The organism is Mycoplasma cottewii (assembly GCF_024918975.1).
In the GTDB taxonomy this organism is placed as follows: domain Bacteria; phylum Bacillota_I; class Bacilli_A; order Mycoplasmatales; family Mycoplasmataceae; genus Mycoplasma; species Mycoplasma cottewii.
Window position 1 is genome coordinate 563,296 of record NZ_CP103424.1, and the last position, 15,222, is coordinate 578,517.

A 15,222-nucleotide genomic window follows, 5' to 3' on the forward strand; every position below is an offset into this window, starting at 1 on the left:
TTATGGAGAAAAAATTTTATATTAAACAAGTAGAAATATATGATGTTGAAAAGAAACAAGCTTTCTGAACTAAATTTGAAAAAGGGATAAATATAATAACTAGTAATCAAAATAGCGTGGGGAAGTCATCGCTAATTAAATCTATTTACTATGCGTTTGGTGCAGATCTAAATTTTGATAATCAATGAAATAAAGAAACAAAACTAACATCTGTTATTTTTACTATAAATGATCGAACATATAAAATTAATAGGTTAAGAAACTCCTTTTTAGTAACTGATAATGAAAATGGAAGTGTTCTCTACAAAGGAACTCAAAATATAACTAAGTTATCTACTTTTTTAAGTTCAATATTTGATTTTGAAATTTTTTTAAATAGTAAGGAAGATAAAAAGTTAGTCCTAGCTCCCCCTGCATTTTTCTTTTTACCATACTATATTGACCAAGAAAAAGGTTGAAATAATGATTTATATAATAATTTTGAAAGACTTGCACAATTTAACAAAAAAGATAGAATGGAGTCTCTATTTTGTCATCTTGGTATTTATAACAAAGAAATTATTAATAACAAAATTGAAATAGAAGACCTGGAAACAGATTTAAAAAATATTTGACAATTGAAAGAAAAATACGAAACAACAATTGGAATTCTAGAGGAAGAAAATAATTCTGAAGTGCTTAGTGAAAAAGAGTTGAAAGAAGAGATACAAGAAATAGAGCAAGATGTAAGTAAAAAACTTCAGCAAATAAATGAAAATCAAGATAAATTAAGTGAACTACATAAAAAAAATTCTATTCTTAAAAATACATTGAACATATTAGAACGCAAAGTAGATAATAGCGAATACATAACACTACAATGTCCTAACTGTAATCATTATAAATTAATGTTTTATGATGAATACTACAGATCTATTATCGAATATAATTATTCTCTAAACATAGCTGAAACATCAATGCCTCAGATACAATCTATGATCGATCAAACACAACAAGAAATTAAAAAGTGCAAAGAAGATTATAAAGAATTATATTTAAGTCTAAATGAAAAAAAGATTGAAATTGAAAAGAAAACTGAATTTCATGATTTCTTACAGACTATTCTATTTGATAAAATTAACAAAACTCTCGATTTAAAAATAAATGACATTAAAAATCAACAAATAGAACCACTAGATAATAAAATTAAAGAATTAAAAAAACAATTGAACAAAACTCTGAAATCTAAAAAGGAATTGATAAATGAAAAATATGATGAGATAGCAAAAAAATGATTTGATAAGCTAGAAATAGATAATGAAGAAATATTTGAAGTTGCTATAAAAATTGATAAACCATACTTTTTACAAGGATTCCAAACCGTTAAGATGACACTAGCATATTATTTTACTTTGCACGAATTGATTAACACATCAAAAGAAATAATAAAATTCCCATTCATAGTAGACTCTCCTAGGTCAAAAGAAGCATCGGACTCAGAAAGTGAAAGGATATTATCATTAATAAGTGAAAATAAAATTCATAATCAAACAATAATATCAACTGTCGACTATGATAAGTATACTAATAATAAAGATAATATTAATAGAATATTTTTAGATAAAAAAGGTAAATTATTGTCTAATGAACAATATAATGAATTAGATGGTGATAAAATAGTTGAAATGTTTTCAGATTCTAATAAATGAATTGATGAAGAAATTACAAAAGAAAGTTAAGCAATAAAAATCTAGCTCACGCTAGATTTTTTATTTAATATTATTTAACCCGAGTTTTGCAGTTGTTGTGCTAAAGTAAAAAGTACAACAACTTTTTAAGTGCCCTACGTTTCCCACTTAGCTACAAAAACAGTGCGTTTTTAGTAGCTATATTTTTTTATAAAAAAATATAAATATCTATACTTTTATGCTTAAATATGATATAATACAAATATGAAAAAGTCAAGAAAAGATACAAAAGACAATGAAGAACATCAATAGCAAGGGTTAAAAAGGGTGAATATTTATCAATCAGGGTACCAAGAAGAGATAACAAGGGGTATGAATTCAGATTTGGTTATGGTTATTTACATGAATTGAAAGAATATCATGATGATCCACTAACTGTGATTAAAGCAGTTATTGCAAACTTCCCACTATCTTGAACAAAAGAACAAGCTAAGACAAAGTTAGATGAAATTTTCAAAGAGAAAAATCGTTAAAAAAGAGGTTATAGAAAGGTATAAAGGTTACGAGATTATTGAAAAACTCTTTGATTATTTCGATATTTTCGATAATTGCACTACTACAAGATCAACAACACTAAAAGATGTTATTATGCAGTTAATTTATCAAAGAATTAAAAATCCAATTAGCGTATTTAACACTTACAAAACAATAAAAAAGAAAGAATTGACACTCACTCAAAAAATTCATTTTATAGATCATTAGATTACATTGCAAAAAACAAAGATGAGATTTTAAAAACTTAAACAAGAAAATTTGTGATAACACAAACAGAAAAATTGATGTATTGTGATTTGATGCGACAACCGCATATTTTGAAACATTCTCAAGAGAAGGTTTTAAAAACCTGGTTATTCAAAAGATGGAAAATTCAAAGAATATCAAATTGTAATAGGAATGGCAACTGATGAAAATGGAATTCCATTACATTACAAAGTTTTTCCTGGAAATAGTGCTGATTCAAATACATTTATCCCTTTTATGTTAGAAATTGCCAACCTTTATGAAATAAACACAGTAACTATCATCGCTGATAAAGGTATGAGCATTAACAAAAATATTAGATTCTTAGAATCTAAAAATTGAAACTACATAATCTCTTATAGAATGAAATCTGGTAGCAAACAATTTAAAGAGTACGTTTTAGATGAAAAGATTATATAACAGATGGAACTTTTAAATACAAAGTTCGTGATATAGCTTCTTTTACAATAAAAACGACCAAACGGTCATTTCAGAAAACAGATAATAACTTATAGTAAAAAACGTGCAATAAAAGACAAAAATGATAGAGATATCTTAGTTCAAAATTTTGTCAAAAAAATGAACAAAGATAATCTAGTTTCTTATGAAAATTTAGCTGGTTCAAAAAAATATAAGTTTTTCAAACCTATAAATAAAGGTGCTTTTTATGAATTGGATTTAGCCAAAATACAAGAAGATGAAAAATACGATGGATATTATGTTTATGAAACAAATAGAACTGATTTAGCTGTAGTTGATATTGTGAACTTATATTCAAAACAGTGACAAATTGAATCTAATTTTAAAACATTAAAAGGTAAATTGTCACTTCGTCCGATGTATTTATCAACATGAAATCATATTGTTGGATATATATGTCTATGTTTTGTATCTTTAGTGTTTTTAAATTATGTAATTTATCTTTTAAATTCTAGATTAGAATTGCAAGGTAAAGATAGAATTACTGAACATAAAATGATTAACGTTATTAAAGATGTTAAAGAAATTGAGGTATTTGTAAACAAACAAAAAACAGAAACAATACAAGTGTTTAATGATGAGTTAAAAGAAAGTTGAGATACTTATCATACTATTTTAGAAATTTTAAAAAATAACAGTCGGCTTATAAATTTGGGTTTATAAGTTTAAACTGTTATTTTATGCTTAAAGTGGGAAACGTAGGAAAAAGTACAACAACTTTTTAAGTGCTATTTAAATCTTATAGAATTCAAAATTTTATCAAATTCAACATCTGTCATTAGCGATTTTATCGTGTTTGTTTTTTCAAATAGTTGCGATAAAAGTTTAAAATCTTCAACAGTTTGTGAACTATCATTAATTATTTTTGTAGTTGAATAATCCTTTCCATTTTGATCTTGTTTTATTTCAAAACCTTGTTTTTCATCGTTTTTGTAAACATAAACAATTCCACCACTTATGTTACTGCAAGAGCACATATTAAGTGCTTCAATAATTCTTTCTACACTAAGTTTTCCGTTTAATTTATGAAAAATTATTCTAAGTATAACCAGTGAAACATAACATATTAAAATGTGAGCATTTATGTGTTCTTTGGTTCTAACAAACATCGGTCTTGTTGCTAGATCGTTTTTTGTTATTCTAAAAGCATCTTCTATTTTTGATAATCCGTGGTATAAATCACGGATTTTTTTGTGATCATATTCAAGTTCTGAAGTCACAATACAAGAATAACCTGCAAATTTTAGATCTTTTTCTATTTTTTCTACATCAATTACAAGTTGTTTTTTATCAGCTATTTCACCTGTTATTGATGAATAATTTTGTGTTGCTATATATTTTGTGTAGCTATGTGTAAGATTAGCAACCCCATATTTAATTGCATTTTGTGCTTTTAGCACTTTTTCGTTAATTTTTCTAATATCTCTTCTTGCTCTTTTTCCATCTCATCAAATTAAAACTTTTTGTTTAACTGTAACTTTTTTGTTATTTTCATCAAAATAAGTAAATGGTTCGATAAATTCTTGGTATTTGTAGTCTGAAGAAACTGTTTTATACAATGATTCATCAAACATTTTTTCTTGGTATTTTTTACCTTTTTTACCTTTTAGAATTTGTGAAAATAAGTAACCATCACCATTTTTAACGATAGATTTTATGTTTTCTTGACAGTTTATTCCTTTATCGGCAACTATTACAGTTCGTTCTAAGTTATAGCTACTTTTTACTTCATTTAAAATAGGTAAAAGAGTTTTTGAATCTGAAGTATTTCCTGGAAAAATCTTATAGCTTATTGGAATTCCATTCGAATCCATCATAAGTCCCAACTGAACAATTGGATCAACAACATGTTCTTTACTAACTCCACGTTTTAATAAACCTGTAATTTTTTTGTATTGTTTTTCTGTATTACCGTCTTTAATTGAAATCATTTGTTGATCATTTATGATTTTTTTATTAGTTTCAAGTGGAAAAACTTCTTCATAAACATCTGCATCTTCAAAGTCTTTTTCAAAATAAAAATTTGTTGAATCAAAGAATGTTTCAACTGCATTTCTTCCTATTTTTGATGAAATAACCTTATTTAAATGTTTTTGAAGTTCATCTGAGTGCTTATCAATGTAATCTAAGCACCTGTAAACAGCATAAATAGAAAAATTAAGTTCTTTATTATAAAAGGATTCTATCTTTTTATATGTAGATCTCTTAGACGCTGGTGACATTATTCTTTGCAGAACTAAAAACTTGAAAATTTCATTTATAGAATATGTTGTTTTGTAGTTTAAGCTAGCAAAAAAATCATCTAATTCCAAGAATTGATATACTGCTTCTAAATATTTGTAACCAAAATTATATGAACTTGAACTTGGATCATCTAAAAATGATTTATCTTTAATTTCACTAAAAGTTATTCTAGGTCCTTTAAGTGCGTTTTTGTTAAACTCTTCAACCTCTTTTATGAATTTATCTTGATCTAGTTGATCTTCTAGATATCCAAAACTTTTAACGATTTCTTGTTTAACTTTTCCGTCTTTGTCTCGATATCCTCTAACAACTCTAAAATATGTCTTAACGGTTCCGTCTTTAAATTTTATCTCATCTCGTTTTATCATAATATCTCCTATAAATATTTTAGCATAACTTTGGAAAAAGTAAATAGGCATAAGAAAAAAGATGAAAAAGCCCTTAAAATCTGAACTTTTCATCTTTTTTATTTATTTGTTAGCACAACAACTGCAAAACTCGGGTATTTTTAGATAAAAAAGGTAAATTATTGTCTAATGAACAATATAATGAATTAGATGGTGATAAAATAGTTGAAATGTTTTCAGATTCTAATAAATGAATTGATGAAGAAATTACAAAAGAAAGTTAAGCAATAAAAATCTAGCTCACGCTAGATTTTTTATTTAATATTATTTAATTTTTTTAATTGTAATTTTATATGGTTTTGCAATGTCTTTAATTTCAACAGTTACTCCAGCTTTTTTACCTAACATAGCTTTTGCAATTGGTGATTCATTTGAAATTAAATTTGAAAAAGGATCTGCTTCAATAGCTCCAACAATTTTGATTTCTCTTACTTTTTTATCTAAGTTAGAAACAAATTCTACTGTTGAACCAATTTTAACTTCTTCATTACTTGAATCGCTTGAATCTTCAATAACTTTAGCTCTATTAATTAATGATTCAACTTCTTTAATTCTTGCTTCAACTTCAGCTTGTCTATTTCTAGCAGCATCATAATCAGCGTTTTCACTTAAATCTCCTTGGTTACGTGCTTCAACTAATTCTTCAATAACTTTAGGTCTTACAACTTCTAATAAGTGTTTAAGTTCAACTTTTAATTCTTCTAATCCTTCTTGAGTTAAAATGATTTCTTGTGACATGTTTTCTCTCCTTATATCTTTTAAATTATATAATATTGAAATTTAAAGTTCTATAGATATATTTATAACTTAAATACGATAATAAATAATATTAAATGTTAATTTTTATTATTATTTACAACTTGTTCTTGTTTATTAATTTTTAATTCTTTTTCTTGTTGTTTTTTAAGTTTTTTATCTAAAGAGATTTCCATTCTTTGTTTTTCAGATTCTGAAATTACAGTTGTACTATCTTCTATTAAATGTTCGGTTTTACCTACAATTGTACTAATAGCAGTTCCTGAAGTTACATTAACTGCAGTTCTACCCATATCAAAAATACCATCTAAAGCTCCAATGATTGAATAAACTCCTTGAAAGTAAGCACCAAATCCTAATCCTGCTAATACTCCAGCTGTAACTACTCCAGCAGTTCCAGGAATTCCACTAATTCCCAGAGAAGCTACTAAAGTAATAAATAAAGCTAAAATGAAAAATACTACTAATCCCATACTTGTTAGATTATTGTCATGTTGAGCTCCAGTTCATAAAAAGCTTGTGATAACCCCTGATTGAACTCCGGCACATCCCATTAAACCTAATGTAGTTGAAAGTGGTGCAACTGTTGAAACAACACTATCATCAACTTTAATATCATCTTTTAAAGTATTGATTAGCATTGGTAATGTCGCGTTTGATGATTGAGTTGCAAATCCTTGAATTAGAACTTTAAAAGAGTGTTTTCATCAATTAATAACATTGATTTTAAATGCAAGTAACATTAAAGTAATTCAAACTAGTGAAATAGTTAGTCCAATATAACCAACTCCAATAGCTTTTCCAATTGAACCTAAAGCACCAATAGGTTTAGAAATAATTGAACTAGTAATCATTGAAAACACAGCTAGTGGCATTATTTTCATAAACGTCATTAAAACAGAAATAACTAATTTTCAAGCTACATCGGCACCTTTTCTAATTTTTTCCATTTCTTCAGGCATTTTTTTAGATAATATTTTAACTGAACTACCAAATAAAAATCCTAATACCATTAAAGGAACAACAGCATTTGCTAATCATGGTTGAACAAAATTAGCTGGGAAATAATTTCATATAATAGTTGGTAAAGCTTGAGTTTCAAACTTCTTATTAGCAGTTTCTCCAATAGGTTGTAGATGAACACCTTTTCCTACATTTAATAAAATACCTATTCAAAATGTAACAATAAATGCAAAAGCAGTATTTAAAAGCAATAGCGATGTTGCTTTAATTGAAATTCTAGCAATATTTTTCTTTCCTGGTTTTGAAACTACTCTAAAAATAGCTAAAAATACAACTGGAGCAGTTAATAATAAAATTCCATTAATAAAGATCTTTTTAAATAATGAAACTCATATATCTAATTGAACTGCTCATGATACATTACTTAATCCTTCTTTTGGAAAATTATTTATTGCTTGAATTAGAATACCAAAAGTTAATCCTAAAGCTAATGCTATTAAAATTCTATAAATAAACTTTATTTTATATTTTTTAAATCCAAATCATAACAAAGCACTAATAAGTGAAAAAACAAGTATTGAAACAAGTGCTTGTCAACTACTGATTGCTAAAAATTTATCAAGTAAAACATTAGGTTTTTTATCAGCTAATATCATTTATTTTAACCTCCTTATTTTAATAATTTTTCTAAAGCAATATGTATGATATCTACTACTCTTGAAAATGGTGGAGCATATGGTAAATCTATTTGAGTTAATGAATTATCTATTTTAATTTCATTTCAAATTAAACTAATTAAAAAGTTAATTCTCATCACTGATAAATTACTTCCATACATTTGAGCTCCAATTAATGTATTAGTTTTAGTATTTAAAATTAGTTTTAATGCTAAAGGTGTTGGATTTGGATTAGCATAATATGAAGGGTGATCATAATCTTTAATAAATACTGTTTTATATTCATAGTTTAATTCTTTTGCTGTTGATTCATTAATTCCGGTTGAAGCTAATTCAGAATCAAATGATTTTACAATAGCAGTTTGTAATGTTCCTTGATATTGATTATCAATTGTTAAAATATCATCAGCAACAACTTTAGCAAATTTTCTAGCAACTGTAGCTAGTGGAGTATAAGTATTTTGTTTTGTGATTCTATGAATTGAAGTAGCACAATCTCCACAAGATCAAATATCAGCTAAGTTAGTTCTTCCTTTATTATCAACTACAATTGCTCCATTTTTTAACATTTCAATATTTGAATCATTTAAAAATTGAGTAGCTGGTCTAAATCCAATAGCTAAAATAACTAAATCAACTTCTAGTTTTGAATTGTTTTCTAAAACTATATTAATATTATTTGAATCTGATTTTTCAAAATAAGCTAAACCATTATTTTTAATAATATTAATATTATTTTTAATTAGATTTTCTTCTAATAAATCTGTAATTTCTTTATCAAATATTCTTTTGTTTAATTGTGATTCTTTTTCTATTAAAGTAATTTCTTTATTAAATTCAGCAAGCATTTCTAAGCATTCTAAACCAATAAATCCAGAACCAATAACAGCTACTTTTTTAATAGAATCATTTTGTAATTTTTCTTTTAATTTAATACCGTCTTCTAATCTTGTTAAAGTGAAAATATTATCTAATTCAATTCCTTTAACTGGAGGAACAATAGGTTTTGCTCCTGTTGAAATAACTAGTTTATCATATGATAACTCAATTAAATTATCATCTTTTCTATATCAAATCTTTTTATTTTGATCATCTATTTTTTCAACTACCGATTTAGTATGAATTACAATATTTTGTTCACTAAATTGTTCAACACTTCTTGCAAGTAAATTGTTTGGTTGTAAATCTTTATTACCTACAAAATAAGGCAATCCACATGCACCAAGTGAAACATAATCTTCTTTTTGAATAACTATAACTTCAGTTTGATTTGATAGTTTTTTAATTCTACTAGCAACAGTCATCCCACTAGCAGCACCACCAATAATAACTACTCTCATTTTTACCTCCTAAAGTTTATAAAAATAAAAAAGAAATTATTTTTTCTTTAATATAGTTAATTCTAATTTAAATTATATTACATTTTACTAAGTTTTAATGAACTTCACACTTCAGAAATACATAAAAAAATTAAGCTTATTGCTAAGCTTAATTTTCTAGTCCTACATTTACGTTAAGCATCCTCAAGGTCAGCAGGGCTGGCTAAGACTAAACCGCCGATCCAAATATTCTAAAATGAATACTTGCTATATCAATATAACACAAAATATTTAATCATTCAAATAATCTAATATTAATTGAGTAATCTTTTTATTTTTAACTACTTTATTTAACTCATCAAAATTAGAATTTTTAATATTATCAATAGTTTTAAAATGTTTATATAATTCTTGACTAGTTTTTTTACCTACTCCTTTAATATTTAATAATTGATCTTGAATTTGATTATGATATTTTTTTCTAAATCCAGATTTAGCATATTCATCAACTCTAATTTGAACGCCAGACAATCAATTGTATAGTTTTTTAAATTGTTTTATTTCAACAGTTTGATCAAATATATCAATTAATGCTCTAGTTTTATGATGATCATCTTTAACTAATCCAATTACATCAATATCTAAATTTAATTGTTCTAAAACTTGTTTACAAGCTTTTATTTGAGCTGATGATCCATCAACAATAATTAGATCAGGTAATGTATCATTAGTTTCTAATTTTTTAGTAAATCTTTTTTTAATCATAAATTTCATACGATCAAAATCAGAAGTGTTAGTTGAATCAATATTATATTTTCTAAATTCACTTCTAATAGCTTTAGCATTTTTATATACAACACAAGCTCCAGTTATAAATTGGTTATAAATATTTGAAATATCAAACATTTCAATATAACTTGGATATGTTCTAATATTTGATATTTGTTGAAGTGTAGTTAAAATTTCATCTTCACTTCCTAGATTAACATTATTTGATAATTTAGCTTTATTAGATAGTTCAATAGCGTTTTGTTTTGCTAAATTAATTAGAATTTGATCTTGTTTATTTAAACTGTGACTTGTAAAGTTTAAAATGTTTTGATCAATATCTAATAGTTCAATTTCATTAGGAATTAATAAAATATCAGGAGTAATATTCTTATCATAAATTTGTTGTAAAAAACTATTTAATAATTCAACTACTTCTTGACTTTCATAATTTTGAACATACTCATCTTTAAAAGTTAATTGACCATTTCTATAAAATAAAATCACAAAACAAATTCTATTATCATCTAAATAATAATTAATAACATCAATATTTTTATCACTATTAAACTCAACATTTTGCTTTGTTGTAATAAATTCTAAACTAGCAAGTTGCTCTTTAATTTTTTGAGCTTGTTCAAACTGTAACAATTCACTTGCTTTATTCATTTGATTAATTAAATTAGTTTTAACTTGACTAATATCACCTTTAAAAAACTTATCTACTTGTTTTATTTGATTTGAATAATAACTCTCATCAACTTGTTTAAAACAAGCTCCAGAACATTGATTTAAATGATAATATAAACAAGGTTTATTTAAATTACCTTTACACCTTTTCAAAGGAAACAATCTTTGTAAAGTTAATAAAATAGCTCTAGCATTACTTTTTAATGGTAAAGGTCCATAATTTCTTAAAGCTTTTTTATTATATTTTCTTTCATATTTATAAGTTGGATCTTTTTGATTAGTAATTACAATATAAGGATAAGCTTTATCATCATTTAATAAAATATTATATTTAGGACGATATTTTTTAATTAAATTTTCTTCTAAAATTAAAGATTCTTTTTCATTATTTACAACAAAATAATTAATATCATCAATTTCACGAACTAATCTTGTAGTTTTAATATTATGAGCACGATTAAAATAAGAACTAACTCTTTTTTTAAGATTTTTAGCTTTTCCTACATATATAACTTGTTTTAAATTATTTAAATATAAATAACAACCTGCTTTATTAGGTAATAAATTAATTTTTTGTTCTAGTTTCATAATCTTTATTTGTTAAAAGTAAGTGTATCATCATCTGATAATAATTTATCTAAAGTATTGTTTTTGTTTTCATTTTCTTCAGTTTGTTGATTTTTATTTCACCCAAAAGGATTAATATCTCTTTGTTGTCAAAATTGTTCTCTTGCTTGTTCGATTGGAACATCTTTTTGATTCATTTTAATATTAATTAAATTAAGTTCTTTATCAAAATCTTCTTCATCATCTTGACCATCATCTTCTTCATTTTCAATAATTACATCATCAATATTTACATCATCTATCATTTCAGTTTGATCAATTTCTAGATCATATTTTAAATCATAATCATCTTCTAAAATAGCTTTAAAATCTTTTAATTCTTCTTTTTTAGCTTTGACATATGATGGTAGTTGAATAATTAGATCACTATTATTAATATCTTTATTATCAAATAATAAATTAGTATTTAAATTATCTATTTTATTTAAATTATTATTAACTTTTAGATCTTGATCATTTATTTGTATTTGATTTAATAGTTCAGCATAAATTGGAGTATCTTTAGATGATAAATATAGAATTCTTAATGCTTTACCTCTTTTTTTATGTTTAGGTTTAAATAAATAAAATCCATCACCAGTTAAAATTCAATTAAAGTAAATAAATATAATAAAAATCACAATTATATAAGTAGTTGGAAGTGAAGTATATAATAAAACAGCAATAATAAAACTACCTATAATTCCACCACCTAAATAAGGATTGAAATATCCATCAGGATTAATTAAATAATGTGTTAAAACTTTATAATTTTGTTTATTAAATACTGAGTGATTAATTCATTGTTGATTGTATGTTTTTATAATTTCATTAAAAATATTTTTTGTCATAAAGAATTTATTTTATAAATATTAGAATTAGTTTGATACATAACAGTAAATAAAATTAAAGATGTTAAACATAAAATTATAATAAAACCAACTAAAAGCATTAATTTAAATCTTATTTTAAACTTAAATTTTATTTGAATAAAAATACATAAATCAAAAACTAATAATATTAAATAAACTAAATATTTAACTCAACCAAAAATATAACTAAATAAAAGATCATCAATTAATTGACCTATAATAGTAATACGAGCAAAACTAATTGAAATAAAAAGTAATAATAAAAAACCGTTTACTACTCAAGCAACTGAATCTTGTTTATACTTTTTTTTATGTCTTTTAAAAATAATAGTTTTATTTTCATTATAAAGTTGTTGTTTATTTTTTATTACATTTTGATCTTGCATTTTTCTAATTCCTTTATTACTTTTTTATTATATCTAATATTAGTTTGACTCTTTTTATATATTTTAACAATCTTATTTTTACAAATCTAATAGTTGACTATAAAAGCGTTTTTTCTATTTTAAATAGAGTTAAACGCTTTTTTAATTATTGAACTTTTTTAGGTTTTGAACTAGTTTTAGCTTGATTGTTATGTCTTTTTTTAGTTTGTTTTGCAACAAATACTTTTCCATCAGTTTCATTAATAATAGCTAAAACAATAGGATTTTTTCCTGATTCTTGTCTTACTAAACTTCTTACTTTATTTGTTATTTCTTTTTTAATTTCACTTAAATCGTATTTATTAGGATGTTGTTTAAATAAAGTTTGACCTTCTAAAATTAAATTAGTTACTTCTTTTTGAATTATTTTAAAGATTGGATTATCTTCTTGAATGTATAACACTCCACGCATTTGAGTATCAATTAATGAAACTAATTCTTTATTTCTAGAATCAATTGTTGCACCAACTATAATTACTCCATCAGTTGCTAGTTGTTTTCTTTCATTTAAAACAATAGAACCAACATCACCAATTCCAACACCATCAACATAAGTATTACCTTCATCAGCTATATGTTCAGATATTGCTAAATGTTTTTTAGATAATACTAGTGTTTCACCATTATCAATAATTCCAACATTACCAGGTTCTACTCCTGCTTCTATTGCTGCTTTTTCGGCTTTTAAACATTCTTTATATAATGCTTTAATTGGAATAAAATATTTAGGTTTTAATAATGAAGTCATCATTTTAATATCTTCATAACTTGCTCTCATTGATCAAATATTTTTATCACTTAAAGCAACTAATTTTGCATCAGTTCTAGCTAGTTCATCTAAAATTTGAGCGTGTCTTTTTTCAATTCCAGCAGCTGGTGGAGTTGCTAGAATAATTACATCTTTTTCAGTAAATTCAACAACATGATCATTTCCTGTTGCTATTTTCATTAATTTAGAATATAGATCATCAGCATTACCTGAAATAATTAATACTCCATCATCTGATTGCATATATTCTTGAATGCTAATTAATGAATCTTTATTAATTACTAAGTTTTCATGAATTAAATTAGATTTTAAAACTGCATCCATTGTTCTTCCGTAAACTGCAATTTTTCTATTATTTTCAATAGCAGCCATACAAATTTCACTTAATTTATAAATATCTTCTTCAAATATTCCTACTACTATTTTTGTTTTCTTTTCTTTAAATGGTGCAGCTATATAACGATCAATTTTATGATTTGGAACAGTAAAGTCTTGACGTGAAGCAAATTCAGCATCTGAAATAAATGCTAGAACCCCTTTTTTAGCAACTTCTGAAATATAAGCAAAATCAGTTGAAAAATAAGATTGTTCTTTTCCATCAATTATGTAATCTCCAACATAAATAATAGAACCTAAATCAGTACTAAAAGCATAACCAAGAGATTGAGGTGATGAAGAAGTTGTTCTAAATACTTCAACTTTTACATTTCCTACTTTAATTACATCTTTATCTTTAACTGTTTTAAACATTTTTTCTTTATGTTTTAATCTCATTCTTTCGATTTTGATTTTTGCAATTAATTCAGTGATTTCATTACAATAAACAGGAACATCTATTTCTTTTAATAAATAACCTAATGAACCGATATTATAAGCACTAGGATTAGTTAAAAATACTGCTTTAATTTTTTTCTTATTTTGTTTAATAAAGTCTAATTTAGGAATTACAGTATCAATTCCTAAAATACCTTTTTCTGGATATTTTAATCCAGCATCTAATATAAACATCTCATCATTGATTTCTAAGACGTAAAGGTTTTTACCTTTTTCATCTTGTCCACCAAGAGCTGTAAATCTAATATTTGGCATTATAAAAAATCCTTTCATTTTAAATATTATAAAATCTCACTAATCGCGTTTAATCGTTAGATTAGTTAAAAGTTTACTTCTTAATATATATTTTAACTTATAAATTTTTATTATTGAATAATAGAGGTGTTTTAGTAGTTTTCTTGTGAATATAAAAAACAAGTCATAAGACTTGTTTTGGTGTGAATTATTAAGCAGCTGGTTTTTCACCAGGTTGACCTGCTGGTTGTCCTTCTGGTTGACCTGCTGGTTGACCTTCTGGTTGTCCTTCTGGTTGACCTGCTGGTTGTCCTTCTGGTTGTCCTTCTGGTTGTCCTTCTGGTTGACCTGCTGGTTGTCCTTCTGGTTGTCCTTCTGGTTGACCGCTTGGTTGTCCTTCGTTAGGTTGTTTATTATCTTCGGCTGGTTTTTTAGCTTCAGTTTTACATGCAACTGCAACTGCACCAGTTGTAGCAACCATTGCAACTGATCCTAAAATTGTTAGTAATTTTTTCATTTGTTTGTATCCTTCTCTAAATCGAAAATATATTTTGAATTTAAATAAGTACAACTAAAGTATAGATTTTCACTTTTGCAGTACTTAACTTTATTCTATTTTTTTTTTTTTTTTTTGTTCAAGCGTTTTACATAATTAGTAGACATAGTCATTAAAATTTTAAGAGTTAGCATAGAAAATATTATTAAAATAA

General features: G+C 24.9%; 10 protein-coding genes and 1 pseudogene. 2 read left to right on the forward strand and 9 right to left on the reverse strand.

Annotation, left to right across the window (positions count from 1 at the left end):
- Positions 1–2 precede the first annotated feature (2 nt).
- On the forward strand, positions 3–1,718 hold the full coding sequence (locus NX779_RS02440; RefSeq protein WP_259429842.1) for a coiled-coil domain-containing protein: 1,716 nt from the start codon (positions 3–5) through the stop codon (positions 1,716–1,718).
- 213 nt (positions 1,719–1,931) lie between these two features.
- A pseudogene (locus tag NX779_RS04525) lies at positions 1,932–3,611 on the forward strand (IS1634 family transposase).
- A gap of 65 nt (positions 3,612–3,676) precedes the next feature.
- Here the strand turns inward: NX779_RS04525 and NX779_RS02460 are convergent.
- The 9 genes from NX779_RS02460 to NX779_RS02500 form a co-directional block, all read right to left on the reverse strand.
- The gene (locus tag NX779_RS02460) at positions 3,677–5,560 is read right to left on the reverse strand and encodes an IS1634 family transposase (protein ID WP_259429845.1); all 1,884 of its coding nucleotides are present in this window, start codon (positions 5,558–5,560) and stop codon (positions 3,677–3,679) included.
- 303 nt (positions 5,561–5,863) lie between these two features.
- Entirely contained in the window at positions 5,864–6,337 is a 474-nt protein-coding gene (gene greA / locus NX779_RS02465; protein ID WP_004426369.1) for a transcription elongation factor GreA, read from the reverse strand.
- A 98-nt stretch (positions 6,338–6,435) separates the two neighbouring features.
- On the reverse strand, positions 6,436–7,974 hold the full coding sequence (locus tag NX779_RS02470) for a dicarboxylate/amino acid:cation symporter (RefSeq protein ID WP_259429846.1): 1,539 nt from the start codon (positions 7,972–7,974) through the stop codon (positions 6,436–6,438).
- 14 nt (positions 7,975–7,988) lie between these two features.
- A complete protein-coding gene (locus tag NX779_RS02475) occupies positions 7,989–9,335 on the reverse strand; it encodes an FAD-dependent oxidoreductase (RefSeq protein WP_259429847.1) in 1,347 nt (448 codons plus the stop codon).
- Positions 9,336–9,605: 270 nt separating this feature from the next.
- Positions 9,606–11,360: an excinuclease ABC subunit UvrC gene (gene uvrC, locus NX779_RS02480; protein WP_259429848.1), complete on the reverse strand. Its 1,755-nt coding sequence runs from the start codon at positions 11,358–11,360 to the stop codon at positions 9,606–9,608.
- A 5-nt stretch (positions 11,361–11,365) separates the two neighbouring features.
- Entirely contained in the window at positions 11,366–12,229 is an 864-nt protein-coding gene (locus tag NX779_RS02485) for a hypothetical protein (protein ID WP_259429849.1), read from the reverse strand.
- Positions 12,199–12,636: a hypothetical protein gene (locus tag NX779_RS02490; RefSeq protein ID WP_259429850.1), complete on the reverse strand. Its 438-nt coding sequence runs from the start codon at positions 12,634–12,636 to the stop codon at positions 12,199–12,201. Before NX779_RS02490 ends, NX779_RS02485 begins: the two co-directional genes overlap by 31 nt.
- Before the next feature lie 145 nt (positions 12,637–12,781).
- Complete coding sequence (locus tag NX779_RS02495; protein WP_259429851.1) at positions 12,782–14,533, reverse strand: ribonuclease J; 1,752 nt, start codon at positions 14,531–14,533, stop codon at positions 12,782–12,784.
- 190 nt (positions 14,534–14,723) lie between these two features.
- On the reverse strand, positions 14,724–15,029 hold the full coding sequence (locus tag NX779_RS02500; RefSeq protein ID WP_259429852.1) for a lipoprotein: 306 nt from the start codon (positions 15,027–15,029) through the stop codon (positions 14,724–14,726).
- Between the last annotated feature and the right edge of the window lie 193 nt (positions 15,030–15,222).